Below are 25,321 nucleotides of genomic sequence, written 5' to 3' on the forward strand. Positions count from 1 at the left end.
AGACGCAAAGGTACGTCCAATAATCCTAAATTAATACCCCCGCACTTGCCTGTAACGCGTAGATCGTTTTAAATAAGTAGGCTTTTAGCTCCGTTAATTTCTCTGCCGCTTCCATCGCTTTCGTTTCGCGGCTGTTGATTAAGAATAAGGACGATTCCCCTTGGGCGAAGCGCGATTCCTCTGCTTTCACGAGTGCTTGGTAGTTTTTTAAAGCCTTTTCCTGCGTCTGAATCTGCTTTTTCAAACTCTCAACTTGGTTTACATATGCACTCACTTTCACCTGAATTTGTTGCTTTTTCTGTGCCAGATTAAGGGACTCTTCTTGGATTTTTAATTTTGCCAAAGCGTAATCAGCCCGACCTTTCGATAGGCGTAAAGGCATTTCAAATTTGATCCCGTATTGGTAATTATTATCGAATAAAGGACGAACTTCGAGGCTTGGAGTGAGGCCTTTGGACAAGGCATTGTAACTCACATCTAGTTTAGGTAGTAGACTTTGAAACTTTAGTTTCTTCTCCACTTGTAAGCCCTGAATTTTGTATTGATAAGCGCTTAAATCTGGATGGTTTGCATAGGCTTTTTCTAAGAGCGAGCTCAGGTTCAAATCAAATTCTGCAATCCACGCGAATTCATTCGGTATCTCCGCCGGCTGCACCTCCACAGGTAATTCTTGTGGTGTATTATTTTCTTGCCACAAATAAACCGATAAAGTTAGGCGCGCATTTTCCCGTTCTACCCATTTTGATTGGTACAGATTGTCAAAATACTGTTGTTGCGTAGTCGCCTCCAGCGTATCGACTGCCGGTCTTTCGCCTAATTCCACACTGCGTTTGACGAACGAAACGCGGGCCTTTGCGATTTGTAAATTTTGGTCAACAATTTTTAAAACGCGCACACTTTTTACCCAATTCCAATAGGATGCCATCGCATCTGCAAACAAGTCGTTTAAGACACTTCTTTGTTGCTGCAGTGCCATCTGATTCAGTAGCTTCGCTTGTTGTAAACTGGCTCTGCGCTGATCCATTAAGAGGTTTTTTGCCAGCGGAACACTGATCCCGATGTAGCTTGTTTCTCCCAACGTTTGATTTGGGTTCAGGCGAGATCCTCCTAGGTTTTCCATCCCTGTACTTAGCTCGATTCCATACCAGGTAGGAATACTTAATTCAGGGGAGTGATATTCATAGTAGTTTTTTCCGTCAAAGGTTTTTTGGGCACTGTAATGACTCAAAACCGGATCGAAACCACCTCTTGCCTGCAAGATTTGTGCCTCTGATTTTTGCACACCGATGCTCGCCTGCTTCGCGAGCGGGTGGTAGGTTTGCACGATTTTTAGAAACGCCTCGGGGTATAAAACGGGCGTTTGGGCAATGCTTGCAAAGCTGAGAAACAAAAAGACTAGTAGACTATTTTTCATCCTTTTTTACCGTATAAAAATCGGCTGGGAAGCCATTGATATTTCGCCATAATTCGTACCAAAGTGGCACATCATTTAATAAGGCAATCCCTTGCGCACCTGCACCCATTTTGATTTGCTTTGGCCACTTTTTCTCTTTCGGATTCTCCACCACAATCACGCGGAACATCCCTTTTTCGTCGATGTTATTTTCTACCGCACGCACCTTTCCGGCAAAGGTTCCGAAGCTCTGATCCGGCCACCCCCCGGCAAAAATAATGGCAGGGAAACCGTCAAAAATAAAGCGTACATCCTGTCCAGGAGACACCAAAGGTAAATCCACCGGTCGTACATACATCTCTACCGCGTAATTCGTATTTTGCGGAACGATGGTTAAAAGCTCTTCCCCGTCTTTCAAAATTTCGCCAATACCCGCCTTTTTTGCATTGATCACCTGCCCACTTTGCGGCGCGAGAATGTAGTACATCCCATCTCGAATCGTATAACTAGCGACTTGATTCTCTAGCTTCGCGACGTCCCCTTTTCCGGTCTCGATCATGCCTAAACTTTGGAATTTTTCTCCCTCCGCCTTATTCATTTTTTCACTGTATTCTTGGTCCACCCCACGCAATTCTATTTTCGTGTTTTGAATCTCTTGGAGGGTTTGGTTTACCTTATTTTCAGCGGTCGTTTTTTTCGCTAAGGAATTTTGCATGGATGCATTTCGCTGCTGGAATTGCGTCTGAGAAATCAATCCCTCTTTGTACATTTTTTGGTTACGTTCGAATTGGTCTTTGACTAAATTATACTCATTCGAAGCAGCCTCAAACTCCGCTTTTTCCCCTGTTAATTTTTGCTGCAAAGCCGTGATCTTGTTCGTTAATTGATCTTGCTTTAAAGCTTTTGATGAACGTAAATTTGCGATCTGATCTTCTGTGGATTTAACCTTTTGTTCGTAGTAAGATACCGTCCCTTTCTTCGCATCTAGTTGCTCTTGCGTTCTCGATATCAACTTTGGATCTAAATATTCTGCCTTGATTTCTGAGATCTTAGCTAAGGTATCGCCTTGCTCTACAAAGTCTCCCTCCTTTACCCACCAGCGGCTGATTTTACCAGCAATAGGGCTATAAATCTTTTGCGGTTTTTGCTCTTGGTAAAGACTGGTGATCTGGCCTTTCGATCGAATGTTTTGGGTCCAGGGCAGGAAAAGAACCCCCAGCATAATGAGGCCCAATCCGATTAACCAAGGCTTCGTCGCAGGGCCTTTATCGCGTAGATAAATCTGATTAAATGACTTAAACTTTTCCATTATTGATGATCAATTTTTGTTCAAACCCTACGGAGCCATTTGTTGAAATAATCACTGTTGTCTTCGATTTGTTCAATAAATAAACTCTCAATTTCTCCGCTAATTCTGCATCCAAGCCATTCCAAGGATTCTCCAAAAGTAGCAAACGTTTGTCCCCACACAATGCTCGAAGTAATAGTATTTTTTTGACAATGGTTTGCGGTGTTTTTTTACCCAAAGGCTCAATGGCTGTATCGAATCCCAGTGGAAAGTGGTTTAAGAAGTCTGCAAAACCTAATTCGTTTGCTGTGGCTAAAACCAAGGCAGAACTTATTTCTGTATTACCTAAACTTATATTTTCCCACACAGTTCCATCAAAAATCTCTTGATTTTGAAGCAAAATACCCGTGTGTTTTCGGAGGCTTTCTAAGTTGTAATTTTTTATGGGAACATTATTCAGCAATAAAGTCCCCTTGAAGTCTGGATAATTGCCGGTAAGTACTCGCATCAAAATTGATTTTCCCGAACCCGCTGGCCCCGAGAGTTGGATTTTTTCACCAGGTTGAATGGTAAGATTGATTGAATTTAAGACCGGCTTCCCTTGCTCAAATTCAAAGCTAAAATTCCTCATGTCAATTTCGATTCCCTCTTTGGCATCTAATTGTAATTCACCACTTGCTTCAAGGGGGCTTTCCGTAACGCTCGCTAATTTCTCCAATCCTGTAATCACATCGTATGCACTATCTAAGCTGATAATGAGTTTTTCAACCGCCCCAATCACTAACATAATCACGATTTCTGCCGCGACAAATTCGCCTACGTTTAGCTGCTGGTTAATTAATAAATAGGAACCTAAAGTCAGCATTAAGGTGGTCAACGCAACTTTGAAAAATAGCAGCGATTTATATTGAAATAAAAGTACTTGGAAGTGCTTTGTCCTCGCGCCCAAATAACCCAGCACGTTTTCGTCTGTTCGGATTAAATTCAGGTCTGAGCCTTGGCTAAATTTAAAAGTCTTAATGGTTCGTGCGATTTCCCCAAAAAATCCTGCCACCCCATATTTGAAGTTCGATTCCTCGATACTTGTTTCGATCCCTTTTTTAGAAGTATAAAATAAAATTAAGCCTAGCAAGAGCAATAAGATCAACCCTAAAATGATGAAAAGTGGATGATATAGCGATAAAAGAATAATGCCAAAGACAATCTGCACCGTCGCTACCGGGATATCTAACAATAGTTTCGCAAAGCCTTTTTGAATATTCAGTGTATCAAAAAACCGGTTCACTTTCTCTGGAATATGGTATTTGTCCATCTGTTTTAGATCCAATTGCGGGATCTTATCCGCGAAATCATAGGCATAATGAGCGAAGATTTTTTGCTGGATAGACTCGATTATTTTCATCTGGTTGATTTGGAACAAACCCATCAGGAATACTCCCAGCACCACTAAAAAGATGAGCACATAGATGGAGGTAACCATGGTAGCCCCCATCACTAATCCGATGATCGTTTGAACCCCGAGTGGTAAACTTAGATTCACAATACCTCCCAAAATAGAGAACAAATAGATCGAAGTAACCTCTTTCTTATTATCCTGTATCAGAGCTTGAACTCGCTTAAATGGACTTGTTTGTTGCATAACAATATGTTTTCTGATGCAAAACTATAAAGACTTTTTTAAATAATAGTAATACTATTATTAATAATTGTTAAAATATCTTTTGTGTTAGTGTTTCTATTATTAACTTTGCTTTGTTCAAAAGGTATAACAATGGATTATTCACTTAGTTTTAAGGTCAACGAAAAGATTTATTTACGGGATCCGGAAAGCACGGAATTAGGCAAACAAATTGTGAAAAATGCGATTGATTTAATTCATACGCTGGGTTTTGAGAATTTTACCTTTAAGAAATTAGCGAAAGAAATGAATACGACGGAGGCGTCAATCTACCGCTATTTTGAGAATAAACACCGGATGTTATTGTATATCTTGAATTGGTATTGGTCCTACATGGAGTACTTGGTGGTGTTTCAATTGCAACCTTTGGCAAATTCAAAAGCGAAACTAGAACGTCTGATTGAATTATTGACGCACCCATTAGAGGAGAGTGAAGGTCAGTCGGATTACAATAAAAAGTATTTACACCAAATTGTCATCACTGAAAGTAGCAAAGTCTACTTGGTGAAAGAGGTCAAGGAAATCAATGAGAATGCCGTATTTAAGCCCTATAAAGACTTGTGTGCCCGCATTTCTGAATTGATTCAATCACACAATCTAGCCTACGAATTTCCTCATTCATTAAGCAGCACACTAATTGAAACCGCGCATTCGCAGCTGTTTTTCAGTCAGCACCTGCCTAAATTAACAGACGCCGGGAAGAAGCACAAGACGGAATTTGTCGCGCGCTATTTAAAGGATTTGTTATTCAAGTCGTTACAGTAAAAATCCCCTTCGGACTCCCTCCCTCCGGACTTATGCCTATTTGAAGTTCTTCGCTCTCCCATCCTGAATCACCCCTTTCCAGTTCATTCCAAAACCGAAGTCATAGCGATGTCCCTCCGAATCCAAGTGACATTCCATATCGAACGGCACGTCTTCTTTTTGCTTTTCCACGATGCTCATATTCGCTGGCATCTGCATCGGCAACAAGGCTTGTGGCTCCGCTTTTCCTGCTATAATTTCTAAGATCGCTTGGTCTTGCACGCCAAAACTCGCTAGAATCGCATCTGCTTTTCCTTCAAATTCCGCGAATACCATCGGGTTCGATACGTTGACGGAAACGATGACTGGTTTGCCATTCATTTTCGCTTTGGTCTCTTCGATTAATTGGATGTCCGTCACATTACGCGACTTCACTGTTTTGCCTTTATAGCTTCTATTTGTGAAGTTTTCCAAAGGATCTCCACCCGCAATACTCACCTCACGCGCATCGTTTGCCGTGTAATCGTTGTATTGAAGTGAGATAGGCAAGTAACCGTTACCACCTTTGGCCACATCTTCTTTATCGTAACCGATACCACTTTTCGGATTTTCGATACACACTAAAGCGATGTCCGCTTTCGACGCGTCGTCTGTCACGTTAAAGTATTTTTGAACGAGCTCCATATTGATAGGGAAGTCATTCGAAGCTGGAATCGGGAAGCCTAAAAAGTGACGCGACGCTGCCACGAAACGTTTCGGAATGTAGAGCGTTTTCTTCTCTTTAATGGGCAATAAATTCGCCTTGTTTTTCAAGAGCACAATCGATTGCAATTGCGCTTGGAAACCCGCTTGCATAAACTCCGGCTTACCCACCGTCGCTTTTGTTTCTGCTGGATTCACGTACGGATTTTCGAATAAACCCACTTGGAAAATATTGCGTAATAAACGCACCGCAGATTGTTCCATACGCGCACGCATCTTCGCCTCGCCATGCTCTTTCACGCCCATCGCATACGCATCGATAATCGGTTTCATATCGTTATTTCCCCCAAACTGATCGGCTCCCGCCATCAATACTTTATAATGACGTTCCGCCATATTTAAGTTCTCTACGCCCCATACTTTGCCGTCGATGAATACGTCCATCGCCTGGTGATCGCCGGTCACTAACCAGTCTGTGCAAACGACGCCATCGTAGCCGTATTTATTACGCAAGAGGTCCGTCACTAAGTATTTGTTGTAGTTGTTTGCGACGTTTTCGTTTGTCTGGTTCCACGAGATCGTGTAGTAGGGCATTACGGCCGCTGCCTTCTTCGTGTTACCTGTTAGTTTAAATGCGCCTTCTGTAAACGGAATCAAGTGTTCGTTAAAGTTATTTCCTGGGTAAACCGCAAATTTTCCGTTCGCATAATGCGCGTCGCGACCCGCTTCACCTGCGCCACCGCCTGGCCAGTGTTTGACCATTGCATTCACGCTTAATCCACCCCAGTTGTCTCCTTGGAATCCGTTGCAATACGCTTCCCCCATAGCCGCTGATAATTTAGCACTTTCCCCAAAAGTCCCATCAAAACGACCCCATCTCGGTTCAGTCGCGATGTCTACTTGAGGCGATAAAGCTGTTGCGATTCCTAGAGCGCGGTATTCTGCAGCCGCGATGCGTCCGAATTGCTGAATTAGCGCAGGCTTGAATGTCGCCGCCATTCCTAAAGAGGAGGGCCACATGGAAATAAGTCCACCAGCCGCTGCATTAAATTCGGCTCTTGCGGAAGTTCCGTGACGCGGATCCGTGCTGTTATTAGCCGGAATTCCTTTGCCCACTGATTCACAAAAGGCTTGCATTTTATTGTTCCATTTCGCCGCATCCTCTGGGCTCGAAACCGTCGTCAATAAGACGTGACGTAAATTGTCTGCTTGTAAAAATTTCTTCTGTTGATCTGTTAAATCCGAGGCATCCATGGTCTTAGGATCAAAGGGTTTCCCATTATAGGTTCCTGCGAAATAACCATCAGGTCTAGCTGGAACAGCTTGGTGTCCGGAGTATAACATCAAACCAGCGATTTCTTCTACGCTTAACTGCTTTGCTAGATCTTTGGCCCGCTCGTCTACCGGTTTTCTCCAATCCTCGTACACATCCAATTTTCCGTTTTTATTCAGGTCTTTGAATGATAGGCCATCCTTTTGAATGATTTTGGCCTGATCATAGCCTAGAGTAGGGCCATTTTTCTGCTGAATAAACTGCTGTTGACTGAAAGCCACAGTCGAAATCGCGAGTAATCCGAGGATCTTTTTCATAGAGTGTTAGGGTAATTTTGCCAAAGATAGTTATTGTAGCAGAATGATACAATTAATTATCCGTCCTAAATGGCGAAGCCGGCAAGCCCTCCGCATTGATTAAATTTGCGCCCTCGGGATTATCTGCCCAGGCATAGCGAACGTACATCGGCTCTGTTATTTCATCGCTCCAAACGACCACCGTATTCCGCTCAATGATTGCTTTTGCCCACACGAATTTCTTGTCTTTCCCAGCGATCGCAAATTGCATCAATTCATCTTCATCTGTTTTATGGATGGAGAGCCCGCTGCCCGTTTCACGGAAGCGAATGCGGATGCGATTTCCTTCGATTTGGTTAGACTCATAAATAGGTCCAGACGAAACGATGTCCTCTCCGTAAGCTAGTTTGCGCGCTGCTAGTGCTAGTCGTTCGCCGATCGGTTTTTTCGTCAATGGATGAATGTCATTCCACTCGCCTAGATCTAGCGTTACCGTCATGCCACTGCGCGGAATGGATAAACTCTTGAGTTGTCCATCCCGTAAAACGGCCATATTACTTTCTGCAGGGAGCATTGTTCGGTCTTGGAAGCCTGGTAATTGCACGTATAAAAAGGGAATGTCGGGCTGCTGGAATTGCGCCCGCCAGTCTTTGGCTAAAGCCGGTAATAGCTGTTGATATACCTCCGGTTTCCACACATTGGTTTCGCCCTGGTACCAAACAAATCCCTTTAAGGAATACGAGGTAAAAGGGGCGATCATGGCGTTGTACAAAGCGGTAGGGGTGAAATTAGAGGGAGCGGGCTTCTCCGTTACTGGAGGGAAAACTTCGCCTACCTTGTAATTCCAATCCCCTTGCAAATCGACTGTTTGATCGCCCAAAATCAGTTCGTATGGCTTATCTGGCACAAAGCCGCCTTTCCCAGCCGTGTTGGTGACGCGAATAACGATGAGGTTTTTACCCGCTTTTAGGAGACCACTTTTAACGTTATATCTGCGGGGCGGATATTGATAGGTGATATTCCCTACTTGCTCGCCGTTCACAAATACCTGGTCAGCATCGACGATGCGACCCATAAAAAGTTTGGCAGGCAAACCCGCTAACGACGCAGGAATTTCGATTTCTCTTCTGAACCAAACCACGCCGTTCAGATCTCTTAAACCCTGATCTTCCCAAAAACCAGGGATCGAAAAGCGTTTCCAACCTTTGGGAACATAAGCAGGATTTGCCCACTTTTCAGATAAGCCACGGTCAGCGGATTTTCTAGGGGCAGGCGACACCGCGCTCGCGAGAGTGGTGTCTTTCACATATGCCGGAAACTCCTTTAATCCCGCTTCGCTGATCCAAGATTCGATGGGTGTTCCACCTACGCTAGAATTAATGATCCCGATGGGCACCTGGTATTTTGCATACAAATCACGCGCAAAGAAATACGAAACCGCACCCATTTGTAGCACGTTTTCTGGGTTAACTGGAAGCCAAGAACTAGCTGGCAAATCGTTGCGTACGTCGACTTTGGAAATGGCAGTAGGGATGAAGAAATTTCGAATCTGTGGGTTGTTCGCAGAGGCAATATCGGCCGGATATTTCTCCTTTACTCGCTCCATGTTGATGACCATATTGGACTGTCCGGCGCATAGCCACACATCCCCGAAAAGAACATCTTTCACGGACTTTTCATTGATCGTAATTTCATAGGGACCACCAGCAGGCGTTGCTGACAAAGTGCATGCCCAGTTTCCTTTGGAATCTCCAATAGCCCGGATCTTTTTTCCTTTAAAGATTACATTTACTTTCTCGCCCGGACTCGCCCAGCCCCAAATTTTCACCGGCATATCGCGTTGCAACACCATGCCGTTGCTGACTAAAGACGGGAGTTTAACCTCTGAAAACGCCGCAAAGCTGAGTAGTAGGAAGAAGATTTTTTTCATAGAGGTATAGATCGTAACGCTAAGATAAGGATTTCTGCATTTTAGGATGACCTGCCCTGATAATTCCGCTTAACCTATTGTAATTCAGCGAAATTCTGTATTCCTTGTGTGCAAATCTAAACCTATGAAAAAATTAGCCCTTTTGTCTTTGGCGGGGATGCTGACGCTTGCATTTTTGGCCTCCTTTCACTCTACCTCTTCTCGTATTACTTCTGTAGATACCTTGAAAATCCCGGATGGGGTAGATCCGAATGATGAGAACTGGAAAGGGATTGATTTGTTGCCCAAAGCTCCGGTGCAACCTTTGACCATCGATGAACAGTTGAAGAAGTTTTTACTTCCTGCCGGCTATCAAATGCAACCCGTTTTAGCAGAGCCACAGATTCAGCAGCCGGCGGAAATTGTGTTTGATGGGAATGGGCGGATGTACGTTTTGGAGTTAAGATCCTATATGCTTGATGCGGATTCCAAAAACGAATTAGAACCTACCAGCCGTATTTCTCGCTGGGAAGACAAAAATAATGACGGGATTTACGAGACGGGAACAACCTTCGTGGATGGATTAATCTTCCCGCGTTTCGTCTTGCCTTATGGGAAAAATAGCATCTTGACGATGGAGTCTGATCAGGACAATATCTACAAATACACGGACACAAACGGCGACGGCAAGGCCGATAAAAAAGAGTTTTTCACGAACAAATACGGCCGCTCAGGTAACGTCGAGCACCAGCAAGCTTTCTTATTTTACGGGATGGACAATTGGCTTTATTCCACTTATAATGCTTTCCGTATCCGAGAAACGCCTAGCGGCATCATCCGCGAAAAAACGGGCGCAAACCGTGCCCAATGGGGAATCACTCAAGACGATGATGGAAAATTATACTTCCAAGGTGGTGCTTCTGGTGTGCCGTCCCACTTCCAATTCCCGATTCAATACGGGAATTTTGAAGTGCCAAATGAACTAGCGCCTGGCTTTGTGGTACCTTACGGCGCTGCGGTGAAAGTGTCAGATATGCAGGGAGGAATGGATGAAATTCGCCAGCCAGATGGTTCGCTCAATCGGGTAACCGGATCTGCCGGAAACGATATTTTCCGCGGCGATCGTCTTCCTTCTGCTTTGCGCGGTCAGCTTTTTTACGGAGAACCAGTGGCCCGTATCGTCCGCCAAATCAACCCCGTGAAAAACGAGGGTTTGACGACTTTGCATAATGTGTACCAAGATCAAAAATCAGAATTCATTCGTTCTACCGATCCTTTGTTCCGCCCCATCGATATGGCTACCGCTCCGGATGGAACGATGTACATCGTAGATATGTACCACGGGATTATTCAGGAGGGACAATGGACACCCAAGGGATCTTATTTGCGGACGAAAATCGAGCAATACAAATTAGATAAAGTGGTGGGCTTGGGACGTATTTGGCGCGTGAGTCATGAGGGCTTTAAACGTGATACGAAACAGCCGCGGATGTACGATGACAAATCGGCTACTTTGGTGACCTATTTAAATCACCCGAATGGCTGGTGGCAAGATATGGCGCAACAAGTTTTGGTGCAGCGCCAAGATAAATCAGTGGTGCCAGCTTTGACGGCGATGGCTTTGAAGGGAACAAATGTAAATGGTCGCATTCATGCCATCTGGACTTTGGAAGGCTTAGGCGCTTTGAAAGTTTCTACGGTTACTCATTTAGCGAGTGATGCAAATCCCCGCATTCGAATCCAAGCATTAAAGGCTTCTGAAACCTTGTATAAAGCCGGCGAAAAAGGGCTAGCGGATTTATACAATAAAGCCTTGAAAGACACGGATAATGAGGTGGTGATGCAGGCGATATTTACGCAGAAATTTCTAATGGTCCCTAATCACGAATCTTCCATCAAAACGACTTTGGTTTCGAATAAATCGGCAGGAGTGAAGTTAATAGGTGAACAAATTATCTCACCACCTAAATCGCGCAACTTTAACGCGCCTGAACTCAGCAAAGAGCAGAAAGGAATTTTAGAACGAGGCGAATTGGTTTTTGCGGAACTTTGTTCGCAATGCCATGGCAACGACGGAATGGGTAAGTCGATGGGGAATGGGAAATTGTTAGCGCCAGCTTTAGCAGGATCTTTCCGCATTCAACAGCATCCAGAATATGCCGTTCGCGTGCTTTTGCATGGCTTAGAGGGTTCTATCGAAGGAAAAACCTATGCAGGTGGCTTGATGCAATCCATGAAAGAGCAGTCTGATCAGTGGATTGCGGATGTGGTTTCGTATATCCGAAATGGCTTGTCGAACGACGCGTCGTTTGTTAGTCCTGCGCAGGTGGCGGCAATTCGGGCGAACACAAACAAGCAGGCGGGGATGTATAAATTCGAGTCACTACTGAAGCAAGTACCGGTGGAATTTGTTCCGGACCAAAGCTGGAAATTCTATGCCTCCCACACCGCATCGACTCGCGTAGGTGGAAATGCATCGCCTAAAAGTGCCTTCAATTACGAGGGTTGGTCAACCGGAAAAACGCAGGAAAAAGACATGGTTTTCCAAGTGGAATTTCCCGCGGAATTTACCTTCTCAGAATTCCACTTTACGTCCAATTCTGGATTCAAAAAAGGCATAAGACCAAAGGTAGGCGAGACGCCTGAATTCACGCACACCTATCCACGTAATATAACCGTAGAGGCCTCGACGAATGGCTCAGATTGGAAAGTGGTGCAAGCGAACGTGAAAGGAACGCAGGGCGACAACATCATCACGTTGCCAGCCACGCGGGCAAAGTTTATGCGATTGAAATTAGCCGAAGGAGTCACGGCAGCAGTGGATGACGTCACTCCTTGGTCGATGCGTTCGATGAAGATTTTTGGTTTGCGTTAGCGAAAAAGAAAGGTTGTTAACGGAGCTCTTTCTGTGTAAATTTGAAGGAAACCAAACGCTAATCAAATGAAAATTCCAGGAAAAGTATTCGTCATTACGGGTGCCGGAAGTGGCATGGGCCGCGAGATGGCTCTGCAGATTATTGCCCGCGGAGGCAAGGTGGCAGGACTAGATATTCACTTAGTGGCTTTGGAAGAAACGGCACAGTTATCCGGCGCTCGAGCGGAGAATTTTTTGTCTATCGAAGCCGATATTTCAGATCTTACACAGGTCAATGCGGTGCCAGAAAAAGTGCTGCAGCATTTTGGGCAGGTGGACGGACTGATTAATAATGCGGGAATTATTCAGCCCTTTGTGAAAGTGAATGAGCTGACCTTAGACCTCGTGAAGCGGGTGATGGACGTAAACTTTTTCGGACTCGTTTATTTGACTAAGGCCTTTCTTCCTTATTTTCTTGAACGTCCTGAAGCACATGTGGTGAACATTTCCAGCATGGGAGGTTTTTTACCTGTACCTGGTCAAAGCATTTACGGCGCCTCAAAAGCTGCAGTCAAACTCTTCACGGAAGGCCTCTATGCCGAGTTAAAAGATACGAAAGTCAAGGTTTCAACGGTCTTTCCTGGCGCTATCGCCACCAATATTACGGCTAATTCTGGTGTTGATATGCGCGCAATGGAGGGGAAATCGAGTGGAATGACGGCCCTACCTGCAAAAGAAGCGGCGGCCATCATTTTAGCCGGAATGGAAGCGGATCGTTTCCATATTTTGGTGGGATCTGATTCTACATTCCTGTACTACCTGAGTCGTTTAGCCCCAGAATATGCGACGAATTTTATTGCCAAAAAAATGAAGGCCCTCCTCGGTTAATTCTCTTCCACGACGTATTCGTATACCCCTGCGCCTAGCTCGAAGCTCATTCGATCCGCGCTGGTTTTTGTTTGAAAGCTACCTTTCACGATTTTACCCTTAGGTAGTTTCACCTGTGCGGAGGTATTCGCCGGAATCGTGAAACGGTAGGTCGTTTGCTTGCCTTGTTTTGTCCATTCGCTTTTTATGTTACCGTACATGGTTTCGACATTGCCTTTAGCATACGTAATCTTTCCCGTAGGATCCGGCGTAGGCTGCAAAATGAAATGCTTGTAACCTGGAGATGTTTCGTCGCGCTGAATTCCAAGCGAATGCGTGTACATCCAAGCTGCCACTGCCCCGAATGAATAATGGTTAAAGGAGTTCATACTGTTGTTCCCGCCGAAGCCGTTTTCGATCGTGTAGGAGTTCAGTCTTTCCCAAATACTGGTCGCCCCATTCGCCACCGAATACAACCAAGAGGGGTAGGTTTTCGTGGTCAATAGGCCGTAGGCGATGTCGTGTTTGCCATTCGCGGAAAGTGCTTCTGAGATAGAGGCCGTTCCGATGAATCCGGTCATCAAGGAGAAGGGCGGGCGAGCCTCGCCTTGGTCATCCTTGTTTGAGCGCTTGATGGTTTCGACTAAATGTTCTACTGCTTTGGGGGCATTGGTTGCATTGAAGATGTTTAATGCCAAAGGAATCGCATAAGACGCCTGCGTATCCATTGGCAAACCTTTGTCAGACGACTCTGTGCTGGCACGGTCGTTTGGAGCGCCCATAAAGCCGGTTTTCACGCCTGATTTGATGGTTTTATGTGTCGCTTTATCAACGTAAATCGCGTTGAAATCGACTTTTTTGGCTTCGCTTTGGGCTAAATAGTCATCTGCCTCTGTAGTAAATCCTAACACGCGGGCAGCTTTCGAAACAATCGCTAAATCTGCCGCTTGGTAGGCCATCCAGAAGAGGGTATTGTCATTTTTATTGCCCTCCGGACTAAGCCAGTCGCCTAGCGGTCCTTCGTTCAAGATGCCGTCCTTTACTTTGGAATCAAGGAAAGTCATATAGCGTTTCATCGCTGGATAATGTTCCGCCAGCATTGCCTTATCGCCATATTGCAAATAGGTTTCCCAGGGAATCACGATACCCGCGCTACCCCACAAGGTTCCGCCAAAACCTCCGCCCATCGGCGCCACATCCGTGAATCGGCCATCGGCACGTTGTACATCGCGCATGCCTAGTAAGTGACGGCGCATGAAATTGTTTACCGGTGCCATCATCGTCGCGGTTTTAGAGAAGACATTGATGTCTCCGCTCCAGCCCATCCGCTCGTTTCTTGCCGGGGTGTCTGTAGGAATCGAAAGGAAATTAGAACGCATCGACCAGGTGATGTTGGACCATAATTTGTTGACCATTGGGTCAGAGGTCTCGTAAGAAGAGCTAATGTTTTTCACGGAGGAAAGCACGATTCCGGCTACCTGAGGTAGTTCAGGAGCTGTTTCTACTCCCGTAATCTCTACATAGCGGTAGCCGTGGAACGTAAAACGGGGTTGAATGTATTCGTCTCCACCTTGTAGAATGTGGATATCTTGCGCTAGGGCCGCTCGGATATTCTCGAGCATAATCATTCCTTTTTGACCAGCATATTCGGCTAGGTCGGGGTATAAAACTTCGGCAAAGCGCATCGTGATGACCTGGCCAGGCTTTCCGTTTTTGATGAAGATCTTAGGGAAGCCGACCATGTTTTGGCCCATATCATAGACATAAACCCCTTTTCTAGGTTCTGCAATGGACTTCGCCTGCAATACTTGTTGCACCGTAACGCGGTCATCTAAATGATTTACTAATTTCATTTCTTGGTAATCAAGGGCGAAACTGGTTCCCTCTAAGTTGATTTTTGCGGCAGGAGCCCAGTTTTTATCATTGAAATTAGTGGATGACCAGCCTGCGATCGCTGCGTTTTTCTGAGCATCATATATTTCCCCTTGGAAGAAACTTCCCACGCGGATGGGGCCATCGCTGAATGATTTCCAGTTCGAAGGATTCGTCTGAATGACCTGCTGCGTCCCGTCCGTATAGCGAATTTCGAGTGTGGCTACAAGGGATTGGCGATCACCAAAATAATTCCAATTATCACCACTATAGGTTATATTTCCGCTCCACCAGCCTTCACTTAACCAGGCTCCCCAGGCATTTTGGCCCTTGTTTAGCAGCGCCGTCACGTCGAAAACCTGGTAGGTGTGCGTCTTATTATACTGGGTTAAACCGGGATTAAAGAACTCGTCACCCACGCGTTTACCGTTTAAGTATAGTTCATAAATGCCGCGTGTCGTGGCATAAATGCGGGCACTTTTGATTGTTTTTCCTGTAGTCGCTGCAAATTCTGTGCGCAACATCGGTGCCGCGTGACGGCTTGGATTAGCTATGCTAAATTTTCCAGAAACGCTAAATGCCTTTCCATCAAAAGGTAAATCTTTCCATAATCCAGGGTTCTGCTCAGACTCAAATAGCGGATTCGAAGGGAGTCTAAAATTTCGAATGATGACATCCGAGAAACGGGCAGAATGTCCAGCTCCAGTGGCAAATCCAATCTCCGAAAGCATGGGATAACTGATAAAATTATTGCCTAAACCGATGGGGTTAAGGTTCACGCCGGAGGGCGCAAAAATATTCGCATTTTTGTCCGTCGGATTAATCTTGTGTTCCTTGTCTACTTGATCGATGTAAAAATCAAACACCCCAAAATTGCATTCCGCAAACACCGTATGTTTTTGAGATTGATTCGCTGCATTGATGAGAGCTAAAGGAATGGTAAAGCTTTTGAACGGTTGATCTTCCTGGTCTTTTTTATCGTAACCTACCCGGTAAATGTGGAAAGAAGCTTGGCCAGAATCGGTTTTTGTTAGCCCGGAAATATCTAATTCCAGCTTAATATAGGATTGATTAGGACCACTAGCCACGTCTTGAATATTCAGATTGCGATTCTGTAATCGCGGGTCGTTTGCCCCAAAAATAAAGCTAGCCTTCGATCCTTGATCGATTTGGACCCCATATTGAAACTTATAGACGGATAAATAGTGCGAATAGAATGTCAGGTCATTGGATCCGATCCATTCCGCTCCTTTCCAGGCATCAAAACCCGGATTCATCAGGCCTGTTTCGAAGTGGGAGTTCTGTGTCGATTTCTTGTTCGCAGAATCCCAAACCTCCAGCGTCCAGCGATACGCCGTTTTCGCTTGTAGGGCTTCTCCAGCATATTGAATGCCTAGAGAGATGTCCGTGCTTTGCTTTTTAGAATCCCAAACAGTTTGGCCAGATTCCGTCTGTACGACGATTCGATAGGCGCTTTGTTTTGCATAGCGAGCACTAGAATTCATCTGCCAAGAAAAGCGGGGATGAGCTTCATCAAGTCCGAGTGGAGCCTTTTGGTATTCGACTTGTAAGTTTTGAAGGGAAAACTGCGCTTGAGCCACAAATGAAAGGACAAATAGCAAACAGGCAAGGATCGACTTTTTCATATTCAATAGGTTTCATTCGAATGTACGAAAAGAAACGCAAGCCGGTGTCCTAGGGGTGAGTAGGACGGAGGAATTATTTTATTACCTTGCCGTATAATAAAACCCATATGAAAAAAATAACACTTAGCTTCATCCTGTTATTTGTGTTCGCGCTTAGCGCGTTTGCACAACCTAAAACAGAACTCATTCAAGCCCGTATCATCAACGGAAACTGCAAAGTCAATTATTCTAAAGTGACCTCTGACGAGGGGAAAGAGCACTTTGAGGTGACTTTTGCTTTTATCAGCACGAGAAATCTTTGGTTCACTTTAACCTTAGATACACCGGAAAAATTCCGCCGTTTTAACAATGATTTATTGAATAGAACACGGGAGACAACGATCGAAGATAAGTCAGCTTATTATAGCGAGACGCGCAAAGACTATTATATCTCGAAAGACTTGAAAACGGATAACATCTCTATTATGCTGTTAGCGAATCAAGAACGTTGGATTTTGATGAAAGAGGTGGCGAAAGAATTATCGCTGTATGTAAACACCATCCCGTACGGCGAAATGAAGTAAAAAAAAGGAGCAGCGTCCGCAGGACGCTGCTCCAAATCAATTATTTTGAAATTTCGACAAAAGCACTTCTGTCATAGTGTAACCACTCTTCTACTTGCTTGCCATCTTTTATCGCATCTACTGCGAAAATGACCATTTTCGTTTGCTTTTCACCTCTTGTGAAGATAAAGGTACTCTTACTCATGACATAGTTTGTATAGCCTTTTTTCTTAGAAGGCTTATCGAATTGATTTTCCCAAACTGGCCCCATCTCGACTTTTAACTTAATGCCTTTTTCCGCCATAGTTTTAAACATGGTCATATTTTCATTAAGACCCATTGAATCTAAATTGTCGTGAAATACGACATCTGGCGCATATGTTGCACGGTAAGCCGCAGAATCACCTGATTCAATCGCACGAATTGCCTTCATCACTAAACCTACGTTAGCGGAAGTATCGATAACAACTCCAGCTAAAACTGCGGAAGGATCAGTTGAAGTGCTTGCAGATGCTGCTGCACCGTCCTCTTTTTTAGTACAAGCGAAGATTGATCCCGCAAGTGCGAATAATAGAATGATTTTTTTCATTTCTTTGGTTTTTAAAGGGTTAATAATTTTGCCAAAGAAAGTGGATTTTCTATCTCGCGCAGTCAGTACGATCTCGAGTTTTTGTTCCGTTTACGGATTTGGGAACAAATTCATCTATGCATCCACCGAATCATACACGATTACTTTCTTCCACAAGTGGGCATAATTCTTTACGAAATCGACGTGAATGGGGTGATCTTGATACACTTTTTGGCCGGCCTCATCATCGAAAAACATCAGTTCTGACACATCCCAGCTCGTATCCACCACCTCGCGTTTTTCGGTGGAAGCTAATGTTCCGATGTGGATTTCCTTGATGGAGGGAATGCCTTTCAGCGCTTTCAAGCCTTTAATTAATTGCTGTTTGTCCTCTTCGGAATTCGGATTATTCAGCCAAAAAAACACGTGGTGTAATAAGGGTTTTTTAGCCGCTGCTTTGGCCGTTGTTCCTGTGCTCGCTAATAAGCCAGCCGAGGCAAGAAAGTGACGTCTTTTCATAGTATTACGTTTTTGCGTTGAGGCTTTGGATGTCAAAACCGGCTACTTGTTTATATTGATTCATAATTTGTGCTAGTTCTTCGTGCGGAATTTCGGCTTCACTAAAGCCAGCTGGGAAACGATCTTCCATTAAATCCATAATGAAATCGGGTCCTTTTTGGCGATTTTGTAAGACCACTTTTGCCGTGGCAGGTACGCGTTCTTTGTCGTAATGAACGAGCGCTTGAATGACGTCTTTTTCTGAAAGTAATGCTAAGGCCAAAGCGTCCGCATCCAAAATCGCTTGCGATGCGCCATTCGATCCGATGGGGTACATCGGGTGCGCCGCATCCCCTAAAAGAGTGACACGGGAGAAAGACCATTTGTCCAATGGATTTCTATCTGACATGGGGAATTCAAAGATGCCGCCATCTGTTTTTTCGATCATCTCCGGCACATCGATCCAGTCAAATTTCCAGTCTTTGTAAAGTTCCAGTAACGGACCTTTTTCCACTTTGCGATTCCAATCACGCACCGTAATTTTTGCCCCTTCCGGCTCGCGAACATTCGCTACCCAGTTGATGACTTGATTCCCATCTGCGTCCGGTTCGCCTATGGGATAGATGACCATTTTCTGTTTGTTTGATCCGATCATGGCCATCGAAGAACCCGTTTGATAGGGTTTAATTTTGGCCGTTCCGCGGTATAGAATATTGCCAGAAAATACGACTCCACCCTCATTCGGGTATAATTTTTGACGCAAAACGGAATTGATTCCATCCGCACCTATCAAGATATCTCCCTCTTCCTCCGCTACGATCTGCCCCGTTTCCTTGTTGATAAACGTAGCCGTGATTTTGTCCCCCTTTTCTTCAAAAGAATGCAGATGGCAATTCGTTTTCAAGTTTTCTGCACCGATTGTTTTCAGGGTTTCTTCCCAAAGCATCACCTGGAATTTCCCGCGGTGAATCGAAAACTGCGGCCAGCGGTATCCGGCGAATTTTCCCCGCGGTTCTGACCAGAAAAACTGCCCAAAACGGTTCGCATAAATTAACTCTTTAGTCTCTACCGCTATGGCGGAGACTTTGGATAATAAACCAATATTAGTCAACACACGCACAGCGTGAGGCAGTAAATTAATTCCTACTCCAAGTGGTTTTACCTCTTCCACAGATTCAAAAACCTTCACTTCAAATCCGGCCTGATGCAAGCGCATCGCGGTCACTAAACCTCCAATTCCTCCACCGGCGATAAGTATTTTCATAGGGGCAAGTTTTGCAATAAATCGACTAAATGAGCCACGCTGGCTAGCGGTTGGCCGTTGTAGATGGAGGCTCTGAACCCTCCTTTGGTAGGAAAACCTTTAATCCCCACGATGTCATTTTGCTCTAAAAACAAGTTAATCTTCTGATCCATCTCTGTCGATTGACTCGTAAAGCAGGCGTTCATCACGGAGCGATCTTCCGTAGCCACAATGCCTTTCAGCAAAGGGTTTCTATCGATTTCGTTGTAAATCAAGGCTGATTTTTGCTGACTTAAGCGCTGCATTTCTACTAGTCCACCTTGTTTATCAATATACCGAAGCATCAATAGCGCCACATAAACCGGGTAAGTCGGGATGGTATGGTAAAGGGAATTTTCGGCGATATGCGTATGATAATCAAATATCTTAGGAACCTTACGGCTATTCTTCTCCGGCAAAACCGCCTTATTCACCAGCACGCAGGTAATCCCTGCAATCCCAAAATTCTTCTGAGCTGATGCGAAAATCACCCCAAATTTCTCCATCGGCAAAGGTCTCGACAAGAAATCAGACGTCATATCTGCGACTAAGGGGACATCGACGTCGGGGAACGCGTGGTATTGTGTTCCGTCGATCGTCTCATTCGAAACGACGTGTAAATATCGTGCGCCTTGAACGTCTGTGATTTTAGGGATTCGGTCGTAATTCGTGTCTTTGGAAGAAGCTAAAAAGAAGGCATTCGCCTCATTCGCTGCCGCTTCGATAGCTCTATCCGCCCAAAACCCCGTGTCCACAAAGGCAATCTTGTCCGAAGGTTCCGTCAGATTCATGGGAGCAACCGTCAGTTGGCTAGAAGCACCGCCTGGTAGCCAAAGTACAGCCCAATCATCCGAAAGGTCATATAGTTTTTTTACGAGCGTATTCGCTTCGTCTACTAAATCTGTGAAAATGGGAGAACGGTGGCTGATTTCAGCGATAGAAACGCCCATTCCGTTGTAGTCAACTAAACCCGCCGCTGCCTCTTGAATAACCTCAAAGGGAAGAGTCGCCGGTCCAGGAAAGAAATTGTGTTTGCGCATTAGGAAATGGTTTGGGAACTAATTTTTAGCGTAATAATTCCGGCAATTAAGGAAGGCAAGGCGAAGAATAAAAAGCTTTCAGCCATACCTAAACCTAGGCCCACTAAAATGCCCCCTAAGATCGGACCTAAAATGCCGCCCAAACGACCCATACCGATCGCCCAGCCAATACCCGTCGAACGAATCGCGGTCGGATACATTCTCGCCGCTACAGCATACAACCCCACGAAGCTGCCCTGCACCCCGAAACCGAGGAAGAACAACACCACTAAGATCAAATTAGATCCAGAAAATTGACCGAAAATGCCTAATAAAACTGCGGTAATTAATAGTAGAACCCCAATCGATTTTTTCAATCCAAAACGCGTCGAAAAATAGCCTTGCACCGGAATACCCACGATGGCTCCCAGATTAAAGATCGTTCCTGAATAAATGGCTAATTCCATCGATAGGCCTGCATTAGAGGCTAACTTCGGAATCCAGTTCATCAAGAAATAGAGGGTCGTAAAGGAGAGGAACAAGGCGCTCCAAAGTTGCCAAGTGCTCCATTTAAATTCAGAGGTAAACAAGGCGCTGATCTTGGCGTCTTCTGGCTTGGCTTTGGCCTTAAATTCATCGGATTCTTTCAGGAAGAAAAACAAGATAGGGATCACTAAAAAAGTCGCCAAACCCGCTAGTTCAAATAGGTGTTCCCAGCCATTTTCTGCGATAATTTTCGCAGACGAAATGCCGGTTAATACGGCCCCCACCGGATAGCCCGCCACCACCGTGCTCACCCAAAAATCGCGCGTAGATGCAGGCGCATATTCCGCCGTGATCGCCGCCGTACTCGCCATCATCGTCCCGATTCCCAGCCCACTAATAAAGCGGTAAATCATTAAAACGTTCACATCTGTCGAGTAGGACGTCAAATAAATACAGGTTCCCATAATCACCGCCGCCAGAATCATTAACGGCTTCCGCCCAAAACGATCCGCCAGCGGAGCTAAAAATATCGCTCCCACCGTCATTCCCACCAGGCCAGAACTAAACACAATCCCTAAATTCGCCGGGGAAATACTCCAAGCCTTCGCAATCGCCGGAGCCGTATAAGAAATGATCAACACATCCATGCCATCGAGCATGTTGCACAGAAAACAGATCAAAATAATCAGTACTTGTATCGCTCTCATCGGCATTACATTACTTTCCAAACACGAATCAACACGTAATCAGGCAAGCGTTCACCCGTACAAACAAAAAGGCTGTTGTTTACCCAATCGTATTTGCCTTTTGGCGCATCGAATTTAGGCATCGCTCGGAAATAGTATTCATTCGCATCTACCTTTTCGCCTTTGGCTAAGCGCGCCGCAATTTCTGGTGTGGCAGCGCGTATACCCGTATTTTTGACATAAATTAAGGTGCCATCATCCGTTCTAAATTGGTAATGCGCCTCTAATTCCGTCACTCCATCCGCTCGCAATATTTGCCAATCTGCTCCGCCATTCAAGATTTCCCCCTTGATTTTAGGGCCTTCCACTGTTCCGCCTATAATGGGAATAATACGGCGAGTTCCATGAGGGGTTTCGCCCACGATTAAGGCAGGATCCAGTTTTACTTTCAGTTCACAGAAGAAATCGAGCGCTGGCGCCGTTTGGGCCTGGGACATAGTAATGCTCATAAAGAATAGGAATAGAATTTTTTTCATAGGTTTAGTTTAATCAGGGCAATCCTTGCTGAAAGGTAATTTCAGTCGTTAATCCCATCGCACTGAAACGAAAAGCCATCGTACGTGCTTGAGACGGATTTGTAATTTTATCACAATGAGGGCCTTTTTCCAAAAAATACACGTAATATTCCTGGTTTCGGTCCGCTAATTGTTGAATATCGGGCTTTCCTAGGATGTCTTCCAAATCATTCGAGCTAACCCCCTTCCACGTCATTTTATGCGTTTTCAGCCAGTCGATCTGCTTTTCTCTCGTCCCGCCACAACTCCCGCGGTCCTTTTTAAAGCTTTCTACATCGAAACCGGTCAAATCAGGTTGATTCGTGCACGAAACAGAGATCAAAAATAAGAGGGCAAGGGCTGTCAGTATTCTCATACCTTAAATTTAAGGAATTGTGGCTAAATTGCGGCATAAATCCATCGCTGTGCATATTTTAATCTCTCCTGATAAGTTCAAAGGCTCTCTTTCTGCCTCGCAAGTATGCGAAGCGCTTGAAAAAGGGATTAAGAAACGTCGTCCCAAAACCGTTTTCACCACCCTCCCTCTCGCCGATGGCGGGGAAGGTACCCTGGAAGTGATTCAACAATTGCACGGCGGAATTTGGATTTCAATAGACACGTTCGATCCGCTAATGCGTCCCATTCAGGCAGATTATTTATGGCTGGCTGACCAAAAAATGGCTTACATCGAAATGGCCCGCGCTTCTGGCCTTGCCCTTTTAACGATAAAGGAGCGCAATCCACTTAAAACTTCGACTTTCGGAACTGGAGTTCTCATCGCGGATGCGTTACAACGCGGCGCCACCCAAATCATTCTCACCATCGGTGGTTCTGCCACAAATGATGCGGGAATTGGAATGGCTGCTGCTATGAGTTGGACCTTTTTGGATGGAGATGGGGCTGCAGTTCAACCCATCGGTGAAAATCTAGTTAAAATCGCGTCTATAGGAAGTCCATCGGCCATAAATTGTTCATTCACGGTCGTTACAGACGTAACCAATCCACTCGCAGGGAGCGATGGAGCAGCCCACGTTTTCGCCGCTCAAAAAGGCGCTACCGCGACAGTAATTAAACAATTAGATAAAGGTCTAAATAATATCGCTTCCTTCTTCGGATCCATCGCCTCAGAACCTGGAGCTGGTGCAGCTGGCGGGCTAGGAGCAGGTGCCCGTTATTTCCTACATGCTAAAATCGTTGCTGGTTCCAGCTGGATAATGGACAAAGTCCACTTTAATCGGGCTCTTTTAAAAGCAGATTTCATTATCACCGGCGAAGGTAAGATTGATTCCTCCACTTGGGGCGGCAAAGTAGTTTCTGAAGTTGTAAAACGCTGCGATAAAGTCTTCAAGCAAACAATTCTGGTCTCAGGGGACTTCGAAAGTTCTACTAATTTCCCCCTGTTTTTGGACGAAAATGACGTGTTCACGATTGCGTCCCGTTCTACAGATTCAACTGATTCAATCGCGAGGGCTGCTGAGGTTTTAGAGCAGATCGGTGAGGAGATTGCGTTAAAGTATTTGAATTAAATTTGGGACCATTTATTTAGGGTTGTCGCATTTTCAAACGATTCTTTTTTCGATTGAAGAATTGCAAACATTTCTCTCCGTTTCATGAGAGTATTTTTACTTAAACGTAAAGGGGAGATTAATATATAAATAGTATTAAAATCTCTCAAAAATAAAACGTAAAACCTTGTAGGTGAAAATTCCCATTAATCCACAGATTAATGTAATAAACAATTCTTTGTACTTTTTCATATGAATATAAAGCTGGTTAGTTGAAATATTTATCTCATTGTTCAAATAGATATATCAAAGATATTGGAATTAAAATTTTGATTTCGTTTCAAAAAAATCACAAGTAATTAGACTAGATTAACTTGTTTGAGGAGGGTGGAACAGATGTACCTAATCGATCGCTTAGGCCGAGGTAAATGTAGGATTGTTTTTGGAGAAACAATATAAAATGGAAAATGAGGACATAAATTATCAAGAAACTGATAATTTAATGAATCTAATATGCGTTGACTAATCGTTTCGCCGCTTCCACCAGCACTTCATCCTCTTTCGCAAAACAGAAGCGCAAGATTTTATCCCCAGGATCGGTTTCGTAGAAAACGGAAACGGGGATAGAGGCCACTTTGATTTCACGCGTTAGGCGATCGGCTAAATCCACATCTTTTTCGCCTGAAATGGCTGAATAATCGAGGCATTGGAAGAAACTTCCGGCGCTTGGAAGGATTTTCCAGCGGCTTCCGATGAATTGGGAGGAGAATAGGTCGCGCTTTTTTTGGTAAAAATCAGATAAGCCTAGATAGTGAACGGGTTCCTTTAGGTAATCCGCTAGTGCATATTGTAAAGGAGTTGCGCTCGAAAAAGTAACCCATTGGTGGAGTTTTCTAAACTCGGATGTTAAGAATGTAGGAGCGATGCAATAACCAATCTTCCAGCCTGTGATGTGGTAGGTTTTGCCAAAAGATCCACACACAAAACTGCGTTTGCGCAATTCAGGATGCAATAAAACACTGGCATGTTGTGCGCCATCGAAAACGATATGTTCGTATACTTCGTCAGAAACGATCAGGATATCGGTCCCTTTGACAATCTCTGCAAAGGCATCCAAATCCGCCATTGACCATACCGCGCCGGTCGGATTGTGCGGACTGTTCACCATAATCGCTCTCGTTCGAGGCGTAATTTTCGCAGCAACGGAAGACCAATCAATCGCAAAATTGTTCGAAGCCTTCAGCGGAATATGAACAGGAATTCCACCGGCTAAACGGACGATGGGATCGTATGCGTCATAGCTTGGGTCGAATAGTATGACCTCGTCACCAGGAGAAACGCAGCAATGAATGGCAGCAAAAATGGCTTCCGTCGCGCCAGAAACAATTGTCGCTTCTGAATCTGCATCGACAGGGATGTTATAAAAAGACGACGTTTTTGCCGCTAGCGATTGACGTAAAGCGGGAACACCGGCCATGGGGGCATATTGATTGTGGCCTTTGGCATAATGCTGTAACAATTCCTGCAAAGCGGGGGCACAATCGAAACCTGGAAAACCTTGGGAAAGGTTTAATGCACCGTGCTCGAGGGCGAGGGCGGACATTTTGGTAAAAATAGTCGTCTGAACCTGTGGCTGCTTCGAAGGGAATGAAATCATAG

19 protein-coding genes are annotated in these 25,321 nt (G+C 44.9%); 5 read left to right on the top strand and 14 right to left on the bottom strand.

Annotation, left to right across the window (positions count from 1 at the left end):
* Positions 1-25 precede the first annotated feature (25 nt).
* Genes SKC35_RS07470 through SKC35_RS07480 form a run of 3 tightly spaced genes read right to left on the bottom strand, consistent with a single transcriptional unit; the run spans position 26 to position 4,320 of the window.
* The gene (locus SKC35_RS07470) at positions 26-1,414 is read right to left on the bottom strand and encodes a TolC family protein (protein ID WP_377978762.1); all 1,389 of its coding nucleotides are present in this window, start codon (positions 1,412-1,414) and stop codon (positions 26-28) included.
* Positions 1,404-2,702, bottom strand: coding sequence for an HlyD family secretion protein (locus SKC35_RS07475; RefSeq protein WP_377978764.1), 1,299 nt, complete (start codon positions 2,700-2,702; stop codon positions 1,404-1,406). The genes SKC35_RS07470 and SKC35_RS07475 overlap by 11 nt, the downstream gene beginning before the upstream one ends.
* A complete protein-coding gene (locus tag SKC35_RS07480) occupies positions 2,689-4,320 on the bottom strand; it encodes a peptidase domain-containing ABC transporter (RefSeq protein WP_377978766.1) in 1,632 nt (543 codons plus the stop codon). Before SKC35_RS07480 ends, SKC35_RS07475 begins: the two co-directional genes overlap by 14 nt.
* A 132-nt stretch (positions 4,321-4,452) precedes the next feature.
* Between SKC35_RS07480 and SKC35_RS07485 the strand changes: the two genes are divergently transcribed.
* Complete coding sequence (locus SKC35_RS07485; RefSeq protein WP_296684301.1) at positions 4,453-5,124, top strand: TetR/AcrR family transcriptional regulator; 672 nt, start codon at positions 4,453-4,455, stop codon at positions 5,122-5,124.
* A gap of 36 nt (positions 5,125-5,160) precedes the next feature.
* Here the strand turns inward: SKC35_RS07485 and SKC35_RS07490 are convergent, their stop codons facing one another.
* Both SKC35_RS07490 and SKC35_RS07495 read right to left on the bottom strand, forming a co-directional pair.
* Complete coding sequence (locus tag SKC35_RS07490; protein ID WP_377978767.1) at positions 5,161-7,395, bottom strand: glycoside hydrolase family 3 protein; 2,235 nt, start codon at positions 7,393-7,395, stop codon at positions 5,161-5,163.
* Between the two features lie 52 nt (positions 7,396-7,447).
* A complete protein-coding gene (locus SKC35_RS07495) occupies positions 7,448-9,304 on the bottom strand; it encodes a sialate O-acetylesterase (RefSeq protein ID WP_377978769.1) in 1,857 nt (618 codons plus the stop codon).
* Between the two features lie 124 nt (positions 9,305-9,428).
* Here SKC35_RS07495 and SKC35_RS07500 point away from each other — a divergent pair, with 124 nt between their 5' ends.
* Positions 9,429-12,158 (top strand): DUF7133 domain-containing protein, encoded by a 2,730-nt coding sequence (locus tag SKC35_RS07500; RefSeq protein ID WP_377978770.1) that lies wholly within the window; start codon positions 9,429-9,431, stop codon positions 12,156-12,158.
* A 66-nt stretch (positions 12,159-12,224) separates the two neighbouring features.
* Positions 12,225-13,025: an SDR family NAD(P)-dependent oxidoreductase gene (locus SKC35_RS07505; RefSeq protein ID WP_377978772.1), complete on the top strand. Its 801-nt coding sequence runs from the start codon at positions 12,225-12,227 to the stop codon at positions 13,023-13,025.
* On the opposite strand, the gene SKC35_RS07510 is transcribed toward SKC35_RS07505, so the two are convergent.
* Positions 13,022-16,522 carry a family 78 glycoside hydrolase catalytic domain gene (locus SKC35_RS07510; protein WP_377978773.1) on the bottom strand — a complete coding sequence of 1,167 codons (3,501 nt, stop codon included), beginning with the start codon at positions 16,520-16,522 and terminating at the stop codon, positions 13,022-13,024. The two genes, SKC35_RS07505 and SKC35_RS07510, sit on opposite strands and share 4 nt — an antisense overlap.
* A 107-nt stretch (positions 16,523-16,629) precedes the next feature.
* Between SKC35_RS07510 and SKC35_RS07515 the strand changes: the two genes are divergently transcribed.
* Positions 16,630-17,085, top strand: coding sequence for a hypothetical protein (locus SKC35_RS07515; protein ID WP_377978774.1), 456 nt, complete (start codon positions 16,630-16,632; stop codon positions 17,083-17,085).
* A 40-nt stretch (positions 17,086-17,125) separates the two neighbouring features.
* Here the strand turns inward: SKC35_RS07515 and SKC35_RS07520 are convergent, their stop codons facing one another.
* From SKC35_RS07520 to SKC35_RS07550, 7 genes are all read right to left on the bottom strand, one after another.
* On the bottom strand, positions 17,126-17,653 hold the full coding sequence (locus tag SKC35_RS07520; protein WP_377978775.1) for a nuclear transport factor 2 family protein: 528 nt from the start codon (positions 17,651-17,653) through the stop codon (positions 17,126-17,128).
* 114 nt (positions 17,654-17,767) lie between these two features.
* A complete protein-coding gene (locus SKC35_RS07525) occupies positions 17,768-18,151 on the bottom strand; it encodes a Dabb family protein (RefSeq protein ID WP_377978776.1) in 384 nt (127 codons plus the stop codon).
* A gap of 4 nt (positions 18,152-18,155) precedes the next feature.
* On the bottom strand, positions 18,156-19,394 hold the full coding sequence (locus SKC35_RS07530; RefSeq protein WP_377978777.1) for a flavin-dependent oxidoreductase: 1,239 nt from the start codon (positions 19,392-19,394) through the stop codon (positions 18,156-18,158).
* Positions 19,391-20,452 (bottom strand): 3-phosphoserine/phosphohydroxythreonine transaminase, encoded by a 1,062-nt coding sequence (gene serC / locus SKC35_RS07535; protein ID WP_377978778.1) that lies wholly within the window; start codon positions 20,450-20,452, stop codon positions 19,391-19,393. The genes SKC35_RS07530 and serC overlap by 4 nt, the downstream gene beginning before the upstream one ends.
* A complete protein-coding gene (locus tag SKC35_RS07540; RefSeq protein ID WP_377978779.1) occupies positions 20,452-21,624 on the bottom strand; it encodes an MFS transporter in 1,173 nt (390 codons plus the stop codon). The genes serC and SKC35_RS07540 overlap by 1 nt, the downstream gene beginning before the upstream one ends.
* 5 nt (positions 21,625-21,629) lie before the next feature.
* Positions 21,630-22,139, bottom strand: coding sequence for a DUF3237 domain-containing protein (locus SKC35_RS07545; RefSeq protein ID WP_130922320.1), 510 nt, complete (start codon positions 22,137-22,139; stop codon positions 21,630-21,632).
* A 13-nt stretch (positions 22,140-22,152) separates the two neighbouring features.
* Positions 22,153-22,533: a hypothetical protein gene (locus SKC35_RS07550; RefSeq protein WP_130922319.1), complete on the bottom strand. Its 381-nt coding sequence runs from the start codon at positions 22,531-22,533 to the stop codon at positions 22,153-22,155.
* 49 nt (positions 22,534-22,582) lie between these two features.
* Here SKC35_RS07550 and SKC35_RS07555 point away from each other — a divergent pair, with 49 nt between their 5' ends.
* The gene (locus SKC35_RS07555; RefSeq protein ID WP_377978780.1) at positions 22,583-23,683 is read left to right on the top strand and encodes a glycerate kinase; all 1,101 of its coding nucleotides are present in this window, start codon (positions 22,583-22,585) and stop codon (positions 23,681-23,683) included.
* Positions 23,684-24,170: 487 nt separating this feature from the next.
* On the opposite strand, the gene SKC35_RS07560 is transcribed toward SKC35_RS07555, so the two are convergent.
* A complete protein-coding gene (locus tag SKC35_RS07560; protein ID WP_377978781.1) occupies positions 24,171-25,319 on the bottom strand; it encodes a methionine aminotransferase in 1,149 nt (382 codons plus the stop codon).
* Between the last annotated feature and the right edge of the window lie 2 nt (positions 25,320-25,321).

This window comes from Aquirufa originis (genome assembly GCF_042714495.1).
Lineage (GTDB): Bacteria > Bacteroidota > Bacteroidia > Cytophagales > Spirosomataceae > Aquirufa > Aquirufa originis.